The sequence below is a fragment of the Streptomyces sp. NPDC005266 genome (assembly GCF_040607655.1).
GTDB lineage: Bacteria > Actinomycetota > Actinomycetes > Streptomycetales > Streptomycetaceae > Streptomyces.
This window is the reverse complement of the sequence record NZ_JBEXHC010000040.1, coordinates 1-19,982: the sequence shown is the minus strand read 5'-3', so window position 1 is coordinate 19,982 and position 19,982 is coordinate 1. Positions and strand designations below refer to the sequence as shown.

Annotated in this window: 19 protein-coding genes and 1 pseudogene; 14 read left to right on the top strand and 6 right to left on the bottom strand. The window is 72.4% G+C overall.

What is annotated here, in order from left to right; all coding sequences use genetic code 11:
* Positions 1-228: 228 nt before the first annotated feature.
* Positions 229-351: pseudogene (locus ABZU99_RS34515) on the bottom strand (PaaX family transcriptional regulator C-terminal domain-containing protein); the annotation flags it as partial.
* Here ABZU99_RS34515 and ABZU99_RS34510 point away from each other — a divergent pair.
* Positions 293-505: a hypothetical protein gene (locus ABZU99_RS34510; RefSeq protein WP_356050424.1), complete on the top strand. Its 213-nt coding sequence runs from the start codon at positions 293-295 to the stop codon at positions 503-505. The pseudogene ABZU99_RS34515 and the gene ABZU99_RS34510 sit on opposite strands and share 59 nt — an antisense overlap.
* A gap of 12 nt (positions 506-517) precedes the next feature.
* Here ABZU99_RS34510 and ABZU99_RS34505 read toward each other — a convergent pair whose 3' ends face one another.
* Both ABZU99_RS34505 and ABZU99_RS34500 read right to left on the bottom strand, forming a co-directional pair.
* Complete coding sequence (locus ABZU99_RS34505) at positions 518-1,351, bottom strand: PaaX family transcriptional regulator C-terminal domain-containing protein (RefSeq protein WP_356050423.1); 834 nt, start codon at positions 1,349-1,351, stop codon at positions 518-520.
* A gap of 4 nt (positions 1,352-1,355) precedes the next feature.
* The gene (locus ABZU99_RS34500; protein WP_356050422.1) at positions 1,356-3,005 is read right to left on the bottom strand and encodes an AMP-binding protein; all 1,650 of its coding nucleotides are present in this window, start codon (positions 3,003-3,005) and stop codon (positions 1,356-1,358) included.
* Positions 3,006-3,141: 136 nt separating this feature from the next.
* On the opposite strand from ABZU99_RS34500, the gene ABZU99_RS34495 reads away from it, so the two are divergent.
* The 5 genes from ABZU99_RS34495 (at position 3,142) to ABZU99_RS34475 (ending at position 8,022) form a co-directional block, all read left to right on the top strand.
* Positions 3,142-4,266 carry an acyl-CoA dehydrogenase gene (locus tag ABZU99_RS34495; RefSeq protein WP_356050421.1) on the top strand — a complete coding sequence of 375 codons (1,125 nt, stop codon included), beginning with the start codon at positions 3,142-3,144 and terminating at the stop codon, positions 4,264-4,266.
* Positions 4,263-4,685 carry a RidA family protein gene (locus tag ABZU99_RS34490; protein WP_355949015.1) on the top strand — a complete coding sequence of 141 codons (423 nt, stop codon included), beginning with the start codon at positions 4,263-4,265 and terminating at the stop codon, positions 4,683-4,685. The genes ABZU99_RS34495 and ABZU99_RS34490 overlap by 4 nt, the downstream gene beginning before the upstream one ends.
* A gap of 78 nt (positions 4,686-4,763) precedes the next feature.
* Positions 4,764-5,870 (top strand): serine hydrolase domain-containing protein, encoded by a 1,107-nt coding sequence (locus tag ABZU99_RS34485; RefSeq protein WP_356050420.1) that lies wholly within the window; start codon positions 4,764-4,766, stop codon positions 5,868-5,870.
* Between the two features lie 243 nt (positions 5,871-6,113).
* Entirely contained in the window at positions 6,114-7,127 is a 1,014-nt protein-coding gene (locus ABZU99_RS34480; RefSeq protein ID WP_355949008.1) for an NADP-dependent oxidoreductase, read from the top strand.
* 115 nt (positions 7,128-7,242) lie between these two features.
* Positions 7,243-8,022 (top strand): SDR family oxidoreductase, encoded by a 780-nt coding sequence (locus ABZU99_RS34475; RefSeq protein ID WP_355949005.1) that lies wholly within the window; start codon positions 7,243-7,245, stop codon positions 8,020-8,022.
* Here ABZU99_RS34475 and ABZU99_RS34470 read toward each other — a convergent pair.
* Positions 7,932-8,735, bottom strand: a complete 804-nt coding sequence (locus ABZU99_RS34470; protein WP_355949002.1) for a transposase — start codon at positions 8,733-8,735, stop codon at positions 7,932-7,934. The two genes, ABZU99_RS34475 and ABZU99_RS34470, sit on opposite strands and share 91 nt — an antisense overlap.
* Positions 8,736-9,210: 475 nt before the next feature.
* Here ABZU99_RS34470 and ABZU99_RS34465 point away from each other — a divergent pair, with 475 nt between their 5' ends.
* On the top strand, positions 9,211-9,363 hold the full coding sequence (locus ABZU99_RS34465; protein WP_355949000.1) for a DUF6223 family protein: 153 nt from the start codon (positions 9,211-9,213) through the stop codon (positions 9,361-9,363).
* A gap of 41 nt (positions 9,364-9,404) precedes the next feature.
* On the opposite strand, the gene ABZU99_RS34460 is transcribed toward ABZU99_RS34465, so the two are convergent.
* On the bottom strand, positions 9,405-9,881 hold the full coding sequence (locus ABZU99_RS34460; RefSeq protein WP_355949215.1) for a MarR family transcriptional regulator: 477 nt from the start codon (positions 9,879-9,881) through the stop codon (positions 9,405-9,407).
* Positions 9,882-9,994: 113 nt separating this feature from the next.
* Between ABZU99_RS34460 and ABZU99_RS34455 the strand changes: the two genes are divergently transcribed.
* Positions 9,995-10,366: an HGxxPAAW family protein gene (locus ABZU99_RS34455; RefSeq protein ID WP_355948997.1), complete on the top strand. Its 372-nt coding sequence runs from the start codon at positions 9,995-9,997 to the stop codon at positions 10,364-10,366.
* A gap of 132 nt (positions 10,367-10,498) precedes the next feature.
* Here ABZU99_RS34455 and ABZU99_RS34450 read toward each other — a convergent pair whose 3' ends face one another.
* A complete protein-coding gene (locus tag ABZU99_RS34450) occupies positions 10,499-11,122 on the bottom strand; it encodes a TetR family transcriptional regulator (RefSeq protein ID WP_355948994.1) in 624 nt (207 codons plus the stop codon).
* Positions 11,123-11,204: 82 nt separating this feature from the next.
* On the opposite strand from ABZU99_RS34450, the gene ABZU99_RS34445 reads away from it, so the two are divergent.
* The 6 genes from ABZU99_RS34445 to ABZU99_RS34420 form a co-directional block, all read left to right on the top strand.
* Positions 11,205-12,140 carry an oxidoreductase gene (locus ABZU99_RS34445; RefSeq protein ID WP_355948992.1) on the top strand — a complete coding sequence of 312 codons (936 nt, stop codon included), beginning with the start codon at positions 11,205-11,207 and terminating at the stop codon, positions 12,138-12,140.
* Between the two features lie 22 nt (positions 12,141-12,162).
* Positions 12,163-12,939, top strand: a complete 777-nt coding sequence (locus ABZU99_RS34440) for an alpha/beta fold hydrolase (RefSeq protein WP_355948989.1) — start codon at positions 12,163-12,165, stop codon at positions 12,937-12,939.
* A 126-nt stretch (positions 12,940-13,065) separates the two neighbouring features.
* The gene (locus tag ABZU99_RS34435) at positions 13,066-14,283 is read left to right on the top strand and encodes a cytochrome P450 (RefSeq protein ID WP_355948987.1); all 1,218 of its coding nucleotides are present in this window, start codon (positions 13,066-13,068) and stop codon (positions 14,281-14,283) included.
* Positions 14,284-14,285: 2 nt separating this feature from the next.
* Positions 14,286-14,495, top strand: a complete 210-nt coding sequence (locus tag ABZU99_RS34430; RefSeq protein WP_355948984.1) for a ferredoxin — start codon at positions 14,286-14,288, stop codon at positions 14,493-14,495.
* Positions 14,496-14,828: 333 nt separating this feature from the next.
* Positions 14,829-15,500: a LuxR C-terminal-related transcriptional regulator gene (locus tag ABZU99_RS34425; RefSeq protein WP_355948981.1), complete on the top strand. Its 672-nt coding sequence runs from the start codon at positions 14,829-14,831 to the stop codon at positions 15,498-15,500.
* 147 nt (positions 15,501-15,647) lie between these two features.
* On the top strand, positions 15,648-19,982 hold a 4,335-nt coding region (locus ABZU99_RS34420), incomplete at its 3' end, for a beta-ketoacyl synthase N-terminal-like domain-containing protein (RefSeq protein WP_356228150.1).

Here is a 19,982-nt window from a genome sequence, read left to right as displayed (position 1 = left end):
TGTTCGACACCGTCCACCGCCCGCCTGAACTGGCCTGACGTCCCTGCCCCCGCCCGCCAGGGCCCGACCGGAGCTGAAATCGTGGAAAAACTGGGCAGACCAGTGGATACCCCATGCCCGCACCCCAGCCGACAGCCCAGAACCCGCCCAGAGAGCACTTCGAAACCACGTCGGTGGATCGAGGCTAAGCCGCGCCTGGCCCTCGGCGCCCGGTGAGTGGGCGGCCCGTCAGCTTTTGAGCGCCGCCTCGGCGTAGGCGGCGCCCGTGTCGCGCAGGCGGTTGTGCAGGGCCGTGAAGACCTCGGCCGCGCGGGCGCCGGGCCAGTCGTCGGGGAGCAGGGCGGGCGGCAGGCTACGACCCCCCTGGACCCTGCACGCCGCGGCCGCCCAGAACTACACCGGGCCCGGCGCCTCCTGGCCGCTTCCGTACCAGGCGGGCAGCCGTGAGCCCCCGACGGGCCGTACGGATGCCCCTAAGCCGCGCCTGGCCCTCGGCGCCCGGTGAGTGGGCGGCCCGTCAGCTTTTGAGCGCCGCCTCGGCGTAGGCGGCGCCGGTGTCGCGCAGGCGGTCGTGCAGGGCCGCGAAGACCTCGGCCGCGCGGGCGCCGGGCCAGTCGCCGGGGAGCAGGGCGGGCGGCAGGCCCGGGTCGGCGTAGGGGAGGTGGCGCCAGGAGTCGAGGGCCAGGAGGTAGTCCCGGTAGGCGGCCTCGGGACCGGACTCAACGCGGCCGGTCCAGTGGGTGAGGACCGGTTCATGGGCGGTGAGGAACGCACGGTGGAGGGCGGCCAGTTCGGGCAGGTCCCACCAGCGGCGGACCGCCTCGGCCGTGGGGGTGAAGCCCGCGTGGTCGCCGCGGAAGAGGTCGACATAGGAGGAGAGGCCGAGGCGTTCGAGGGTGTGGCGGGTCTCCTCGTAGAGGTGGTCGGGGGCGATCCACACGCCCGGTGCCGCGGTGCCGAAGCCGAGGCGGGACAGGCGGGAGCGGAGCAGATGGCGCTTGTGGCGTTCCTGTTCGGGGACCGAGAAGACGGCGAGCAGCCAGCCGCCGCGGGCGGTTTCCGCGGCCGGGCGGGGGTAGATGCGGAGGTCGCCGTCGTCGAGGAGCTGGCGGGCGTCGTCGGACAGGGAGTAGCCGGCCGCTCCGGCGGCGGTGCGGTCCGCGATCAGCAGGCCCCTGCGCTTGAGGCGGGAGACGGCCGAGCGCACCGAGGGCGGGTCGACGCCCACCGCTCCCAGCAGCCGGATCAGCGCGGCGATCGGCACGGGTCCGGCCGGGCGGTCGGCGCTGCCGCGCCCATAGGCGCCGTAATACGTGACGATCAGGGAGCGGGGAGTGTGCTGGCCGTTCACGGGGTCACTGTAGAGCGGCGCGAGCGCCGTGAGCGCTGTCGCGGAGCCGGAAGCGCTGGAGCTTGCCGGTGGCGGTGCGCGGGAGTTCGTCCAGGAAGACGAAGACGCGCGGGCATTTGTAGGGGGTGAGTTCGGCGGTGGTGAACTCCTTGAGGGCGGTGACGGTCTCCTCCGACCGCGGGACGCCGGGCCGCAGCACCACGTGGGCGGCGACGATGGTGCCGCGCTTCTCGTCCGGCCGTCCGGTGACGGCGGCCTCGGCCACATCGGGGTGGCGCAGCAGTGTCTCCTCGACCTCCGGGCCCGCGATGTTGTACCCCGCCGAGATGATCATGTCGTCGGCGCGTGCCACATAGCGGAAGTAGCCGTCCGCGTCGCGGATATACGTGTCCCCGGTGAGGTTCCAGCCGTCGCGTACGTACACCCGCTGCCGCTCGTCCGCCAGATAGCGGCAGCCCGTGGGGCCCCGCACGGCGAGCAGCCCCGGCACCCCGTCGGGTACCGGGCGCAGATCGGCGTCGACCACCCGCGCCTCGTAGCCGGGGACCGGAGCGCCCGTCGTGCCGGGCCGGATCGCGTCGTCGGCGGCGGAGAGGAAGATATGCAGCAGCTCGGTGGCCCCGATGCCGTTGATGATGCGCAGACCGGTGGCCCGGTGCCAGTCGTGCCAGGTGGCGGCGGGCAGATGCTCCCCGGCGGAGACGCAGCGGCGCAGGGAGGAGAGGTCGTACCGCCCGGGGGCGTCGCGGAGCAGCCCCAGCATCGCCCGGTACGCGGTCGGGGCGGTGAACAGCACCGAGACCCGGTGGCGCCCGATGTCCCCCAGCAGCCGCTCGGGCCCGCCGCGGTCCGCGAGCAGCGTGGACGCCCCGGCGCGCAGCGGGAAGACGACGAGGCCGCCGAGGCCGAAGGTGAAGCCGAGCGGCGGGCTGCCCGCGAAGATGTCGTCCGCGGTCGGGCGCAGCACCCGCGCCGAGAAGGTGTCGGCGATGGCCAGCACATCGCGGTGGAAGTGCATACAGCCTTTGGGCCGCCCGGTCGTCCCCGAGGTGAAGGCGATCAGCGCGACATCGTCGGCGGAGGTCGCCACCGCCTCGTACGACGTGGGCGCCTCGCCCGCCAACCGCAGCAGGTCATCGGGGGAGGCCCCGCCGTACGTCGTAATGCGCAGCCCCGGCACCCCGGCCCGGTCCAGATCCTCGGTGCACCGGAGGTCGCACAGTGCGTGCCGTATCCGCGCGATCTCGCAGATCGTCGCCAGCTCCCGGGACCGCTGGGCGGCCAGGACGGTCACGGCGACGGCGCCGGCCTTCATCACCGCGAGCCAACAGGCGGCCAGCCAGGGCGTGGTGGGGCCGCGCAGCAGCACCCGGTTGCCGGGGACGACACCGAGCGCGGTGGTGAGCGTGTGGGCGATCCGGTCGACGTGGCCGCGCAGCTCGCCGTACGTCCACACCGCACCGTCGGCGTCGCGCACGGCGGGCCGGTCCGCCCCGTACCGTTCGAGGCCGTGGTCCAGCAGCTCGGCCCCGCAGTTGAGGCGGTCCGGGTGGCGCGGTCCCGGCAGGTCGAGGAGGAGGCCGGGCCACTGGTCGGCGGGCGGCAGATGGTCGCGGGCGAAGGTGTCGATGTGCGCGGACGGCCTGAGCTCCATCGCGGATGCGCCCCCTCTGCCTGCCCGATATGTCGGCCGAATGGCTGTGTGAAGTCGCTTTGTCAGCGTAACGTGATGGTGACGACAGTCAACAGTCCGCGATATGAGTGGGCTTGAGGCGAGGGAGGCTGCCCCGGTGCCGTCATTCGCACTGGATCCGGAGCAACGGCGGTGGTGCGCCTGGCTGCGCGCACTGGCCCGCGAGAGGCTGCGTCCGCTCGCGGAGGCCGGCACACCCGGGCGGGTCAACCGGCCGCTGGTCGCCGCCCTCGGCGAACTCGGCCTGTTGGAGCGGCTGTTCCCCGACGGCGAGCCGGTCCGCGCCCTGGAGCTGTGCCTGTTACGGGAGTCGCTGGCCATGGAGTGCACGGAGGCCGAGACCGCGCTCGCCCTCCAGGGGCTCGGCGCCTATCCGATCGTGCTGTCCGGCAGCGAGAAGCTGTACGCGCGCTGGATGCCCGCCGTCCGGGCGGGCCGAGCGGTCGCCGCCTTCGCGCTCAGCGAGGAGGAGGCCGGGTCGGACGCGGCCGCGCTCGCCCTGCGGGCCGACCGGGACGGGGCCGGGGGCTGGCGGCTCACCGGCGAGAAGTGCTGGATCTCCAACGCCCCCGAGGCCGATGTCACCACGGTCTTCGCCCGGACGACGGCGGGCGCGGGCTCCCGCGGCGTCACCGCCTTCCTGGTGCCCGCCGACCGCCCGGGACTCAGCGGCGAGCCCCTGGAGATGCTCAGCCCGCACCCCATCGGCCGTCTCGTCTTCGACGGCGTCCCGGTCACCGACGAGGACGTGCTGGGAGTACCGGACGCGGGGTTCCGCGTCGCCATGCGCACGCTCAATCTGCTGCGGCCCAGCGTGGGCGCGTTCGCCGTCGGCATGGCGCAGGCGGCGCTGGACGCGGCCCTGGCGCACGCCGAGCGCCGCACCGCCTTCGGCGGCACCCTGAAGGACCTTCAGTCCGTCGCGCATCAACTCGCCGAGATGGCCACCCGCACCGAGGCCGCCCGCCTCCTTGTCTACGCGGCGGCCAGTGCCTACGACGACAGCGCCCCCGACATCGTCCGGCGCGCGGCGATGGCCAAACTGCAGGCCACCGAGACCGCGCAGTACGTCGTGGACGCGGCCGTCCAGATCCATGGCGCGCGGGCGCTGCGACACGGCCATCCGCTCGAACACCTCTACCGGGAAGTGCGGGCGCCCCGGATCTACGAGGGCGCGAGCGAGGTCCAGCGCACCATCATCGCGAAGGAGCTGTACCGATGACGGAACCGGCCGAACCGGCCCGGGCCCTGCGGCGCCTCAACCCCGTCGAGCTCTCCCCGCCCACCGGCTTCAGCCATGCCGTCACCGCGACCGGTGGGCGGCTGGTGTTCCTGGCGGGTCAGACCGCGCTGGACGCGGACGGGAAGATCGTCGGCGACACCCTCCCCATCCAGTTCCGGAGGGCGCTCGCCAATCTCCTCACCGCGCTGCGGGCGGCCGGCGGCGCCCCCGCCGACCTCGCCCGGCTGACCGTCCACACCACCGATGTCGCCGCCTACCGCGCCTGCGCCCCCGAACTCGGGGGCATCTGGCGCGAGTCGGCGGGACGCGAGTATCCGGCGATGGCGGTCATCGGCGTGGTGCGGCTGTGGGACGAGGCGGCGACGGTGGAACTGGACGGGATCGCGGTGCTGCCGTAATGCTGAGCTGCGTCAGCGGCTCACGCGGATCTTCACCGGCGTGGGCCGACAGGGGACCCGACGACGGGGGAGCGGTTCATGGACCGACGGAATTTCCTGACCGTGGCGGCGACGGCGACGGCGGGCGTTGCGCTGTTACCCGGCACCGCCGCCGCTGCCGATGGCCTGCCCGCGCTGGTGCGGCGTCACCTGGACCGGGTGCTCGCCGCCGGCAGCCCGGGCGCGGTCTGCGGCGTCATCCACGGGGGACGCGTTTACGTCGCGGGGGCGGGCACGCGCACGGGCCGGGGCCCGGACGCGTCGGCGCCGGACGGCCGGACGGTGTTCCAACTCGGCTCGATCGGCAAGACCCTCACCGCCACCGCCCTCGCGCGCGCCGTGTGCGCGGGGACGACCCGCCTCGACGCGCCGCTCGTCCTGCCCGCCCGGTTCCCCATCCCGCACAAGGGCCCTCGGCGGATCACCCTGGCCGACCTGGCCACCCACACCTCGGGCCTGCCCCAACTGCCGCCCAATCTCCTCAACGAGGCGGACCCGCAGAATCCGTACGCCCACTACACGCTGGACGACCTGGCCGTCGGCCTGCGCGAGACGACCCTGAACTCCGAGCCGGGCCGCGCATACGCCTACTCGAACCTCGGATTCGGTCTGCTCGGCCAGGCGCTGGCTTTCGACGACGTGGACGCGATGCTGCGCAGCCAGGTGACCTCGCCGCTCCGCCTGCCGGACACGACGACGACCCTGCGTCCGGACATGGCCTCCCGCGAGGCCGTCGGGCACCACGCCGGGCAGCCCGTTCCCGACTGGCGCGACCATGTGTTCAGCGCCGCGGGCACCTCCATCTACAGCACCGCCGACGACATGGTGCGCTACCTGGCGGCACAGCTGCGCCCGGAGCGCACCCCGTTGCGGAAGGCGATCGAACTCACCCAGCGTCCCCATTTCACCGCCGAGGGGAGTCTGCGGCTGGGCCTCGGCTGGCATCTCAGCCCCCTCCCCAGCGGCCGCACCGCCACCTGGCACAACGGCGGCACCGGCGGCTTCAGCACCTGCGCGGCCTTCAGCCGGGAGAGCATGACTGCGGTGGTGACGATGGTGAACACCTCCAGCGAGGAGACCGCCACCGAGCCCCGCCCGGTCGACGCGCTCACCTTCTCCCTGCTCGGCGCACTCGACACGGCCTGAACACCGGTCTTCCGCCCCAGGGGCCGTACGCCGGGGTCTGCGGCCCCGGAGGGTGACCGGGCCTGACCCTTGCCCGGTGCGGCCCCCTGGGGCTAATCTCACGTTGCCCATACCGACCAGTCGGTGTGCCGGTGGAGGAGGTCAACCGTGCTGTCACGGGCAGGGCGGCCCCGCGACACGCCGCCGCACGTACGGGACCGTCCCCCGCACGGGTCGGCGCGCCGACAGCTGAGGAGTCGTCAGATGAGCCGCACCAATCACCAGTACCGGCTGGCCGCGCGACCGGTCGGGCTGCCGAAGCCCACCGACTGGGAGTACGTCGAGGAGCCGGCCGCCGAGCCGGGCGAGGGCGAACTGCTGATCAAGGTGGTCCACCTCTCGCTGGACCCGGCCATGCGCGGATGGATGAACGAGGGCAGGTCCTACATCCGCCCCGTGGAGATCGGGGAGGTCATGCGCGCGGGCGGTGTGGGCCGCGTGATCGCCTCCCGCAATCCGAGGTTCGCCGTGGGCGACTACGTGTCGGGCACGCTCGGCGTGCAGGAGTACTGCCGGTCGGACGGCCGCGGCCTGACCAAGGTCGATCCGGCACTGGCCCCACTGCCGGTGCACCTGGGTCTCCTGGGCATGCCGGGCATGACCGCCTACTTCGGCCTGCTCGACATCGGACGGCCCGAGCCCGGACAGACGGTTGTGGTCTCCGGCGCGGCCGGGGCGGTCGGCAGCGTGGTGGGCCAGATCGCCAAGCTCAAGGGATGCCGGGTCATCGGCATCGCCGGTGGTGAGCGCAAGTGCCGGCTGGTCGTGGACGAGTTCGGCTTCGACGCCTGCGTCGACTACAAGTCCGAGGACGTGCGCAAGGCCCTGCGCGAGGTGGCGCCCGAGGGGGTGGACGTCTACTTCGACAACGTCGGCGGCGAGGTCCTCGACGCCGTGCTGACCCGTCTGGCGCGGGGCGCCCGTATCGTCATCTGCGGCGCCATCTCGCAGTACAACGCGACCGACCAGGTCAAGGGCCCGGCCAACTACATGTCGCTGCTGGTCAACCGCGCATCCATGACCGGGATGGTGGTCTTCGACTACGCCGACCGGTACCCCGAGGCCACCGCCGAGCTGGCCGAGTGGCTGTCGGCCGGGAAGCTGCGGTCGCTGGAGGACGTGGTGGACGGCGGCGTCAAGGCGTTCCCTGACACCCTGCTGCGGCTGTTCAAGGGCGAGAACACAGGAAAGCTCGTTCTCAAGGTGGCGGACGAGTGAGGGCCACCCACTCACTCAACAGACTTCCGCGGGTTGTCCGTTCCGGGCTCCGTCCGGCCCTGCCGGCGGGCACCAGGCCGCCCGCACCCGCACCGACCACCGGAGAGACACCGCCATGGAGCTGAAGGACGCAGCCGTCGTCGTCACCGGAGCGGGTTCGGGCATCGGTGCCGCCCTCGCCCGCCGGTTCGCCGCCGCGGGCGCCCGTCTGGTCGTGAACGACCTGGACGCGGCCGCGGCGGTCCGCGTGGCCGAGGAGATCGGCGGCCTCGCCGTCCCCGGCGACGCCTCCGATGAGCAGGACGTGGCCGCCCTGGTGGCCGCCGCCCGCACGCACCTCGGCGAGATCGACCTGTTCTGCGCCAACGCCGGTATCGAACCCGGCGGTGGGGCCGACGCGCCGGAGGAAGTCTGGGAGCGCGTCTGGCAGGTGAACGTGATGAGCCATGTCCGGGTGGTCCGGCAGCTGCTCGGGCCGTGGCTCGAACGCGGGCGGGGCCACTTCCTGGCGACGGTCTCCTCCGCGGGCCTCCTCACCCACCCCGCCGGCGCGCCGTACGCGGTGAGCAAGCACGGTGCGCTCGCCCTCGCCGAGTGGCTCGCGGCCACCTACGGCCACCGGGGCATCACCGTTCAGGCGCTGTGCCCGATGGGGGTGCGCACCGAGATGTACGAGCGCAGCGACCCCGCCGCGAAGGCCCTGGCCGGGTCGGTCCTCACCCCCGAGGAGGTCGCCGACACCGTGGCCGAGGCGCTGGCTGACGGGCGGTTCCTCATCCTCCCCCACCCCGAGGTGCGCGATCACTACGCGCTGCGTGCCACCGACACCGACCGCTGGCTTGGGGGCGTGCGGCGGCTGCAGCAGCGGATGGAGGAGTTCTCCGCCCAGGCGTAACCGCCCGACGCGGACGGACCGCACGGCAGGGCCGAGGCCTGCGACGTCCCAGAGAGGTCCCACGGGCGCCGCCGCCCCCTCCTGGCTGCCTCGTCGAGGGACTGGTAGCGGCGGGCGAGCCGTCGCAGTGCGGTCTTCACCGCGCGGGCGGGGTCGTCGAGTTCGCCGGTGGGACGGGAGCGGGCCGTGTCGACCAGCCCCCGTGTGGGCAGGCCGCGCAGGCTGTCGCGGACCGTGGACGGCGCGGTGACGATGAGGGTTCGGATCTGGTTGATGGTCTGGGTGCGTGCCTTGACCGCGCTCTTGCGGACCACCCGCAGTGCCCGGATCGCCTCCACGATCCCGTTGCGGGTCTTGGGTGTTCCGCCCGCTCGGCCGGACAGAACCGCGGTCGCGGCCCCGTAGGCGTCGTTGGGGTCGGACTTGCCGTTGTCCCGCCTCGCCTTGCGGTCGGGCCGGTCCACCTCGACCACCGTGACGTCGTTCGCGGTGAGGAAGCGGGCGATCTCAGCGCCGTAGGCCCCGGTTCCCTCGACCCCGACCGCGAGGACCTCGCCGTGGGACTGGAGCCAGTCCAGCAGCCGCTGGTAGCCCTGCGGGGTGGTCTCGAACTGCTCGGTGGCCAGGTGCCGGCCGATGCTGTCGATGACCGCGGCCTGGTGGAGGTCGGTGTGGGTGTCGATCCCCCCGACCACCGCTATCTCGTCTGCCATGCTGTTGTGTGCTGCCCTTCCAATGCTCACCGGTGGGAGGGCGCGAGCTGGTCGGGCAGACGGACAAGACAGTGATGGGACGATGTCACGGTAGACCGACGGCAGCTCGTCCGACGTCATGCCGGGCTGCCAGTTCAGCACGGGTCAGCACCCCGATGACTTGCCGCTCGGCCCCCGCATACGCGGTCGCCGCCCGCTCGGACGGGGCGGTCGTCGGTGAAGCAGGAACCCCAGCGGGCGACCGCTGGAATGCCCCGCCTTTAGGCGGGGGAGGAAGTCAACTCCGCGAGTACTTCGGCGACCGTTTCCCGCGCGATCCGCAGACGTTCCAGTCCGTCCCGGGCCAGCTCCAGTTTCCCGGACAGCTCAGCGACCCGCGTGGCGCTCGGGGTGCGGGCGCTGCGTGCCGCCGGCCGTGGCGCCGCCAACTCTGCGCGGCGGCGCCGTCGCGGGCTTGGCCGTGTGACTGCTCGGCGTGGTCCTCGGCGGCGTGGCCCTGGCGGTCGCCGACGGTGGTGTGGGCAGCGGCTCCGGCACGGGCGGTGCCTTCGTTGCCATGATCGCGGGGCTGGCCGGTGCCGCGCTCGGCGGGCTGGCCATGGCCCGCTCCCGGCGCGCCGTCGCCTGACCCGGCTCCGTACCGCTGCCGGTCGCCAGGGGACCCTGTGCTCAAGTCGCGCAGGACTCGTCGAGGTAGGTGCGGGCCAGCGTGGCCGCGCGGGCGAGCCAGTCGGCGATGACGGCAGTCTCCTCGGGCGTGTACCGCGAGAACGACTGGGCAAGAAGCGCGTGGTAGGGGCCGTAGACCGCCCGCACCCGCTCGGCTGCGGCCGGGACGGGAACGACCCGCACGCGCCGCCGGTCGGCGGGGTCGGGCTCCCGGGTGACGAATCCGCCGCGCTCCAGCCGGTTGAGGATGCCGGTCACGGCGCCGGTCGTGACATGCGCGCGAGCGGCGAGGTCACCGGCGGTCACCGCGGCGTCCCGGGAGGCCAGGACATGGGCGAAGCAGATGAGGTCGGTGGTGCTCAGTCCCAGATTGCGGGCGAACTCCTGCTGTCCCAGGATGCTCGTCGCTACGAGCTCGTCCAGCGCCTCAAGGGCGTCCGACGCGGTGGCCGTCCGCTGGCTGTCCTGCGTTGCCATTCCCTTAGTGTCCAAGATAAACTCCTTACTCGCTAAGGCATCATAGGTCGAGCGCCGCCGACGGGCCATGGCGGCACGGGAGTCCGGCCAGGCGGCTGTGGAGGGTCAGACGCGTGAGCGGGAACATGCACGACGAGGGACACACCGTGGCGGGATGGACGGGCTTCTTCCTCGCGACGACAGGGGCCACGGTGGCCGGGGTGGGGGTCATCGCCTGGCGACCCGCGATCTGGCTGGGGATCGGCCTGGTGGCGGTGGCCGTACTGGCCACCTGGTTCCTGCACCTGGCGGGCTGGGGCAAGCCGCCGGGGCCGCGGCGCGCCGACCGGCGGAGCATGCGGATGCGAGACCTCACCGCGCGCCAGGGCCACCCGCACTGCCTCGGATGCCGGCTGGCCGGCCGCCGCGGGGCTCTCGTCCGCACGGTCGAGGTGTCCGCCCCCGCGGTGCCCCAGGAGGCGGCCGCCACCGACGCCGTATCCTGACTGAGCGTCAGGACAGCCGCGTCCGCCGCGACTGCCGCCGTCCCCTGGCGGGTCGTCAGGGGACGGCGTCCGCCACGCTGACGGGCCGTCGGGGCGTCGCGGCCGCGGCTTCCGCCATCTCCTGATGAACCGTCAGGATGCCGCGTCCGTCACCAGCGCGTCCAGCGCTGGCGCGATGACGGCGAAGGCCCGGTCGGTCAGCGCGGCGGGGTCCTCGGCTCCGTCGCTGTCGCTCCAGCGCTGCAGCACGGCGTGAAAGGCTGTCAGCGCCATCCCCGCGGCCAGCTGCGGATACAGCTCCGCCGCGGGGTCCATGCCGACCCGGTGGGCCATCTCGGCCGCCAGCGCGTCCCGCCATTGCGCCTGGCGCTCCAGGAAGCGGGCGAGCAGGGCGGGTGTCCCCAGGATCAGCTGGACGACGCTCAGGGCCCGGTCCGCGTGCCCCGCGCAGGCGTCGACCGTGCGCCAGACCGTGTGCCGCAGGGCGGCCGACGGCGGCTCCTGTGCCGGGCGGCCGGCCAGCTCGTCCCGCATACCGGTGCCCATCTCGGCCAGGAACTGGACGACCACGTCCTCCTTGGACGAGAAGTACCGGAAGAACGTCCGCTTGGACACGCCCGCGGCGGCGGTGATCTCGTCCACCGTGACCGCGTCGAAGCCCTCGCGTGCCAGCAGGTTCAGGGCAGCCTGCGTCAACTCGTCCGCGACGAGCTGACGCTTGCGCTGGGCCAGGGTTCCACCAGGGCGGGAAGTCATGCACCCATCGTAAGTGGCGTGCCGTTTCGGGCCCGGAGTGCCGTGCTTGACACTTGGTGTCACTGCCGACACGATAAGCCATATGACGAGTAAGAAGCGCTGGAGCGCCGATCAGATCCCGGACCAGAACGGTCGGGTGTTCGTCGTCACCGGAGCCAACAGCGGCCTCGGCCTGGCGACCACCCGGGCCCTCGTCCGCAAGGGCGCCCAGGTGGTCCTGGCCGTACGCGACGAGGAGAAGGGCCGCCGTGCGGTCGCCGAGCTGACGGACGAGCGACCGGACGCCCGCGTCGAGGCGCGCCGACTGGATCTGACCGACGTGGAGTCGATCCGCGCGTTCGCCGACCGGCTCAAGTCCGACGGTGTCCGCCCCGACGTGCTCGTCAACAACGCCGGCCTGATGGCGCCGCCCCGCACGCTCACCACCGAGGGCGTGGAGGTGCAGTTCGCCGCCAACCACCTCGGCCACTTCGCCGTCACCGGTCTGCTGCTCGAACTCATGGCGGGCGGCGACGACCCCCGCGTGGTCACGGTGACGTCAACCAACCACCGGCAGGCGCAGATCTTCTTCGACGACCTGACCGGCGAGCGCAAGTATTCGCCGATGGCCTACTACAACCAGTCCAAGCTCGCCAACGCCGTCTTCGGATGGGAGCTGCACCGGCGGCTGGCCGCGGCCGGCAGCCGGGTCCGCAGCGTGCTGGCCCACCCCGGTTACACCTCCACCAACCTCCAGACGAGCGCCCCCGTCGGCATGGTGAAGCTGCTCTTCGGCCGCATCCTGCTGCCGCTCGCCCAGTCCCCGGACCAGGGCGCCCTGCCCCAGCTGTACGCGGCGACCGCGCCCGATGCGCGAAGCGGCGAGCTGTACGGGCCGGACGGCATGGCCGAACTGCGCGGCGCGCCCAAGCAGGTGCAGCTGGCCCCGCGGGCCTCCGACCCGGAGGCCGCCGCGCGGCTGTGGGAGCTGTCCGAGCGGCTGACCGGCGTGCGCTTCGCGCTCCCGGCCGTCGCCTGAACCACGAAGGGGTCACGACAGGGTGAGCACCGAACCCGAGGCTGGCCTGTGGATACGACGCTTTTGTCCGTCCCCGGACGCCCGCGTCAGACTGCTGTGCCTGCCCTACGCCGGCGGGGCCGCGCCGTTCTACCTGCCCTTGACCCGGTCGCTCGCGCCGGACGTCGACGTCCTCTCCGTGCAGTACCCCGGCCGGCAGGACCGGCAGCGGGAGGCGTGTATCGACTCCGTTGCCGGGCTGGCCGACGCACTGGTCGGCGAGGTGGTGCCGTGGACCGACCGGCCGCTCGCCCTCTTCGGGCACAGCATGGGTGCCTCGGTCGCGTTCGAACTCGCCCTGCGCATGGAATGGTTGGGGCACCCGCCGCCCGTGGTGTTCGTCTCCGGACGGACCGCCCCCTCCCGGCCGCGCGGGAGCACCGTGCACCTGCGCGACGACGCGGGCCTGGTGGCCGAGATCCTCTCGCTCGGCGGCACCGACCCGCGGGTCTTCGAGGACGAGGGTCTTCGGCGCATGGTGCTGCCCGCGCTGCGCAACGACTACCGGGCGGCTGAAACTTATCGCTCCGCCCCGGGCTTCCGCCTTGCCGCGCCGCTGCGCGCCCTGGTCGGCGCCGATGATCCCCACGCACCCCTGGACGCCGTGCGCGCCTGGGAGGAGCACACCGAGGGCGGTTTCGACCTGCGTATGTACCCGGGAGGGCATTTCTATCTGGCGGACCGAATGGAATTCGTCGCGACCGACATCCTGGGTCAGATTTCAGCCATTCGACACAGCGAGGGCATCGTCAGTGGTTGACGAATAGCGTCAGGGGCATTCCCGTCATTGTGAGCCACCTCACATTCTGGTTCGTTTTCGATCCAATTTGTTAGGCTGGGGCCGTCAATTGGAAGCAGAGCTGTACGGGGGTCTAAATTGACGGAATTGCCTGACGTTGACGTCGCGAGTCTTCCGGCGTTCCCGTTCATCGGTCCAGACAGCAATCCATTCATTCCCGTCCAAGATGCCGATCTGGCGCGACTGGACGAACCGATAGGCAAGGTCCGGCTCCCGTTCGGGGGCTGGGCCTGGCTGGTCACCCACCACGAGCACGTCCGGCAGCTGCTGCGCCATCCGGGGTTCAGCTCCGACCAGTACCGGCCCGGTTTCCCGGTGCTGAACCCGCTCCCGCCCAAGCAGGAGGACGCCTCCGGCCTGTTCATCTTCATGGACGGCGAGGCGCACAGCCGCTTCCGGCGCATGCTCACCGCCGAGTTCATGATCAAGAACATCCGGCGGATCGAGCCGCTGATCGAGGAGACGGTCGTCGACGCGCTGGAGCGGATGCGCGCCGTCGGGCCGCCCGCGGACCTGATGAACGAGTTCGCGCTGCCCGTCCCGTCCATGACGATCTGCCACCTGCTCGGCGTTCCCTACTCCGACCACGACTTCTTCCAGCTCCACAGCCGCGCCATCATGGACCGCAACTCCGGGCCCGAGGACGTGGAGGCCGCCCTCGGCGCCCTGAGCGGCTTCCTCGGTGAGCTGATCAAGTTCAAGCGCACCTCGCCCGGCGAGGACCTGCTCAGCAGGCTGGTCGCCGAACGGGTCGTGCCCGGCGAACTGCGCGAGGACGAGCTGCTGAGCATGGCGCAGCTGCTGCTCGTCGCAGGCCACGAGACCACCGCGAACATGATCGGGCTGTCCGCTCTGGCCCTGCTGGAGCACCCCGAGACCCTGGACGCCCTGCGTGCCGACCCGGACTTGGCGCCCGGCGTGGTCGAGGAACTCCTGCGGTACGTCACCGTCGTGCGCACCGGCCTGCCTCGGCTGGCGATGGAGGACGCCGAGATCGGCGGCCGGACCATCCGGGCCGGCGAGGGCGTCGTGGCCATGCTGTCCATGGCCAACCGCGACGCCTCCGTCTTCCAGGATCCCGAGGCCTTCGACCCCGCCCGGCGCGAGGCGCACCGGCACATGGCGTTCGGCTTCGGCCTGCACCAGTGCATCGGCCAGCCGCTGGCCCGGGCCGAACTGCGCATCGCCCTGGTGGAACTCGCCCGCCGCTTCCCGGGTCTGCGCTCGCTGACGACCCTCGCGGACATCCCCAAGCGCCACACGGCCGTCACCTTCGGGGTGGCCGAGGTTCCGGTGACGTGGTGAGCATGCGGATCACGGTGGACAGAGAGCGCTGCTGCGGCTCCGGCAACTGCGTGGTGAACGCGCCCGAGGTCTTCGACCAGGACGACACGGACGGACTGGTGACACTGCGGCTCCAAGAGCCGCCCGAGCATTTTCACGAGCCGGTCGAGCTGGCCGCACAGCTGTGCCCGGTGGGCGCGATCAGCGTCACCCGTCAGGCCGCGACGCGCTGACGAAGTCGTAGAACGGGGATTGAGTACGTCGTGTGCCGAATACCGTCCGGTTTCGGCCCGGTGAATTCCGTCTGACCGCCGGAGAAATCCGGCGGGAAGCGGACGGACACGGTTTTGTCGCACGCCGGAACGGATCGGCACACCGTTTTTCCGGTCCGCGCCTTTGGCGTGCCTGCTTACCGGCAATGCTTCTCAACCCTGCCTGAATTCCACGTCAAGCAGGAGATGGAAAACTTGGAAATTCGGCCTCGATCCCACATTGTTATATGTGATCGACACCCGTACGCGCGTCTCGGTATTCGGGGAGCGCTGGAACAGGATCCCGCACTGACCGTGGTGGGTGAGGCGGCCGACGTCGTCGAGCTTATCTCGGTCGTCGCGCTGTGCGAACCCGACGTAGTGGTGCTGGTCGACGCACCCTCGCACTCGTACGTCGACGAGGACGAGCTGGTCCATGTCGACGCGGCCATGGTGGTCGTGGTGACGGACGCGGACGCCGCCGCCGACTGGGTCCGCTGCACCCGGGCGGACGTACGGGCCGTCGTCGACTCCGATGACCCCGAGGAGGAGCTGGTCACGGCGGTCCGCCGGGCCGGCGACGGCACCGGATACGTCTCGCCCGGCCTCAGCGGCTCGCTGCTCGGATGGGTACGCGCCACCCTGCCGCGGCGTCTGTCGGTCGTGCCCACCCACACGCCCCTGACCTCACGCGAGTCCGAGGTGCTGGACCTGGTGCGGCGGGGCATGGCCAACAAGGAGATCGCCCGCCGGCTGGGACTGAGCGAGAAGACCATCAAGTTCCATGTGTCCAACCTGCTCGCCAAGGCGCACATGGCGTCCCGGGCCCAACTCATCGCCTCGGCCGCGGGCATGTGCCCCGCCCCGGTGGGGGCACCGACGCTCCCGGCCCCTTCGGGCGAGCCGGCACGGGGGCCCGTACGCGGATCGGAACCGCGGGCGGGCCCCCGCCGGCGATCCCGGCCGGCTCATGGCCAACCAGTGTGATTCTGAGGGCGGTTGGGGCGACATGTCACCTGGACCAAAGTCCAGACCCCGCCCCGAAGACCTCTACCGAAGGCCCGTAGCCGAGCCCTTCCTCTGGCCGAAGTCGCGTTCGCCCAGAGCTCCGATACTCCCGTTATGCAGCCTTCCATGTCTGGTGACCAGGTGATTGACGGCTCCCGTGACAACGCCATCGCAGTGATCGGCATCTCCTGCCGAGTCCCCTCGGCGTCGAATCCGGCCGAGTTCTGGCGCCTGCTGGCGGAAGGAACCGACGCCGTCTCACCGTGGCCGCACGACCGCGGCCCCGGCGGGGCGGCCTGGCGCGGCGGCTTCCTCGACGACGTGTCCAGGTTCGACGCCGCGTTCTTCGGCGTGGAGCCGGACGAGGCCGCCGCCATGGACCCCCAGCAACGCCTCGCGCTGGAACTCGTCTGGGAGGCGATGGAGGACGCCGGACTGCGCGACGACCGGCTCCGGGGCTCGCGCACGGGCGTGTTCGTCGGCGTCTCCTCCGACGACTACGCCACCCTCACCTCGCGCAGTGAACGAGCCGGCCGCGGCGAACTCCACGACTTCACCGGGCGGCACCGCGCCATCATCGCCAACCGGGTCTCCTGGACCCTCGGCCTGCAGGGCCCCAGCCTCGCCGTCGACGCGGCGCAGGCCTCGTCGCTGGTCGCCGTCCACCTGGCCTGCGAGAGCATCCGCCGCGGCGAGTCCGACCTCGCCTTCGCCGGCGGCGTCAACCTGATCCTCGCGCCGGACAGCATGGCGGCCACCGCCGGACTGGGCGCCCTGTCCGTGCGCGGCCGCTGCGCCGTCTTCGACGCGAGCGCCGACGGGTTCGTACGCGGCGAGGGCGGCGGCGTCGTCCTGCTCAAGCCGCTCGCCCGGGCTATCGCCGACGGCGACCCCGTCCACTGCGTCATCCAGGGCAGCGCCGTCAACAACGACGGCGGCGGCGAGCGCCTCACCGACCCCGACACCGACGGCCAGCGCGACGTCCTGCGCCGCGCCTACGCCGCCGCCCGGATCCGCCCGGAAGCCGTGCAGTACGTCGAACTCCACGGCACCGGCACGCCCGTCGGCGACCCCGTCGAGGCCGCCGCCGTCTCCGCCGTCATCGGACGCGGCATGCGGCGCGCCCCGCTGCGGGTCGGCTCCGTCAAGACCAACATCGGCCACCTGGAGGCCGCCGCCGGCATCGTGGGCCTGCTCAAGGCCGCGCTCGCAGTACGCCACCGTCAACTGCCGCCGACCCTCCACTTCCGCACCCCCAACCCAGCGATCCCGCTCGACGAACTGAACCTGCGGGTGCAGACCGAACTCGGCGCCTGGCCCGAACCCGACGGCCCCCTCGTCGCGGGCGTCAGCTCCTTCGGCATCGGCGGCACCAACTGCCACGTCGTCCTCACCGAAGGCCCGTACTCCGGAAGGCCCCGGCGCCCGGTGGCCCGGCCCGCCACCCCCCGCCCCCTGCCCTGGGTGCTGTCCGCCCGCACCGGCCGCGCCCTGGACGCCCAGGCAGACCGCCTGGCCGACCACCTCCAGCGGCACCAGGAGGGCGACGCCGCCGACATCGCACGCTCCCTGGCCGTCACCCGGTCCGCGTTCGAACACCGGGCCGTCGTCATCGGCACCGACCGCGCCGACCTCACCGCACGCCTGCGCCGCCTGCACGAGGAGGCCGTCACCGGCGTCGCCACCTCACAGGGCCGGACCGCCTTCCTGTTCGCCGGCGGCGGCGCCCACCACATCGGCATGGGACGCGAGCTGTACGCGGCCCATCCCGCGTTCGCCGAGGCCCTCGACGAGGTACTCGGCCACTTCGACCCCGCACTCGGCCTGCGCGAGGTGCTGTTCGGCGAGCGCGAGGGCGCCGCGGCGGCCCTCGACGGCATGCGCTGCATGCAGCCCGCCCTGTTCGCCTTCCAGGTCGCCCTGTACCGCCTCGTCACCTCCTGGGGCGTCGAACCCGACCTGCTCGTCGGCCACTCCTTCGGCGAGATCGTCGCCGCGCACGTGTCCGGCTCCCTCTCCCTCGCCGACGCCGCCGCCCTCGCCGCTGCGCGCGGCGAACTGATGGAGGCCCTGCCGCCCGGCGGCGCCATGATCGCCGTGGAGGCCACCGAGGAGGAGGCCGACGCGGCGCTGAAGGACGTCGACGACGTGTCGATCGGCGTCATCAACGCACCCCGTGCCGTCGTGCTCTCCGGCGCCGAGGACAGCGTGACCCGCATCGCCGAGGAGTTCCGGGACCGCCGCCGGCGCACCACCCGGCTGCGCGTGCAGAACGCCGCCCACTCGCCGCTCACGGCACCCATGCTCGACGAGTTCGCCCGCAGGATCGGGGGCCTTACCGTCACCGAGCCGCGCATCCCGATCGTCTCCACCGTCACCGGGCACACCGGCACCGCCATGACGGAGGAGTACTGGATCGAACACGTCGGCGCCACCGTCCGCTTCCACGACGCGATCGTCGCCTGCCGTGAGCAGGGCGTGACCCGGTTCGTCGAACTCGCCCCCGACTCCGTCCTCACCCCGCTCGTCCACCCCACCGACACCGAGATCGCGGTGGCCCTCCAGCACCGCGACACCCCCGAACCGCAGGCGCTGCTGGGCGGACTCGCCGAAGCCTGGGCCGCCGGCGCGCACGTCGACTGGGCCGCGACCGTCGGCGAGGCCCACCTCGTCGACCTGCCCACGTACGCCTTCCAGAGCGAGCGCTACTGGCTCGATGAACGCCCCGCCGCGACCGCCGCCGAGCAGCACCTCAGCTCGGCGACCCTCGCCCTGCGCGAGCGCATCCGCACCGAACCGGAGGGCTTCCTCACCCGCTGGCTGGCCGGCCACCTGGCCGACACCATCGGCACCGCCCCCGCGGACCCCGACGCCACCTTCCGCGACCTCGGCTTCGACTCCGTCCTGTCCGTGCAGCTGCGCAACCGGCTCGTCTCCGCCACCGGACTGCGCCTGCCCACCAGCGTGCTCTTCGACCATCCCACCCCCCAGGCCCTCGCCGCCCACCTGCACCAGCAGATCGTCGGCGTCCTGGACCCGGCCGGGACCACGGACGAGACCCGCACCACCGGCGCACCGGCCGCGACCGCCCCCGACGACGACCCGATCGTCATCGTCGGCATGGCCTGCCGGCTGCCGGGCGGCATCGACTCGCCGCAGCAGCTGTGGCAGGCCGTGATCGGCGAGCGGGACGCCATCTCCGAGTTCCCCACCGACCGCGGCTGGGACCTCGCCGGCCTCTACGACCCCGACCCCGGCCACCCCGGCACCAGCTACGCCCGCCGGGGCGGCTTCCTGGCCGGGGCCGGTGACTTCGACGCCGAGTTCTTCGGGATCAGTCCGCGTGAGGCGGTGGCGATGGACCCGCAGCAGCGTCTGCTGCTGGAGACCGCGTGGGAGGCGCTGGAGCGGGCCGCCATCGACCCGTCCGCGCTGCGCGGCAGCCGCACCGGCGTCTTCGTCGGCGCCATGAACATGGAGTACGGCCCCCGCCTGCACGCCCCGCTCGACGGCACCGAGGGCTTCCGCCTCACCGGAAACACCACCAGCGTCGCCTCGGGCCGCATCTCCTACTCGCTGGGCCTCGAAGGCCCCGCGATGACCGTCGACACGGCGTGCTCGTCGTCCCTGGTGGCCCTGCACCTGGCGGTCCAGGCACTGCGCAACAGGGAGTGCTCCCTCGCCCTGGCCGGCGGCGTGACCGTGCTGTCCACCCCCGGAATGTTCGTCGAGTTCTCCCGCCAGCGCGGCCTCGCCCCCGACGGCCGCTGCAAGCCGTTCTCCGACGACGCCGACGGCACGGGATGGGCCGAGGGTGTGGGTCTGCTGGTGGTCGAGCGGCTGTCGGACGCGCGGCGCAATGGGCACCGGGTGCTGGCCGTGGTGCGGGGCTCCGCGGTGAACCAGGACGGCGGCAGCAACGGGCTGACCGCGCCCAATGGTCCGTCGCAGCAGCGGGTGATCCGGGCCGCGCTGGCCGCTGCCCGACTGTCACCGGCGGATGTGGACGCGGTCGAGGCGCACGGTACGGGGACCGCGCTGGGTGATCCGATCGAGGCGCAGGCGCTGCTGGCCACGTATGGCCAGGGCCGGTCGGCGGAGCGGCCGTTGTGGCTGGGCTCGGTCAAGTCGAACATCGGTCACACGCAGGCCGCGGCAGGTGTCGCGGGTGTGATCAAGATGGTCGAGGCGATGCGGCACGGTGTCCTGCCGCGCACCCTGCACGCGGACGAGCCCTCACATCACGTCGATTGGACCGCGGGGGACGTCAAGATCCTCACGGACAACATGCCGTGGCCCGACAACGAGCGCCCCCGTCGTTCTGCGGTGTCGTCCTTCGGCATCGGTGGCACGAACGCGCATGTGGTCCTGGAGGGGGTTGCGGAGGAGGAGGTGCCGGCCGGGGAGCCGGTGTCCGGTGGGCTGGTGCCGTGGGTGCTGTCGGCGCGGGGTGTGGCGGCG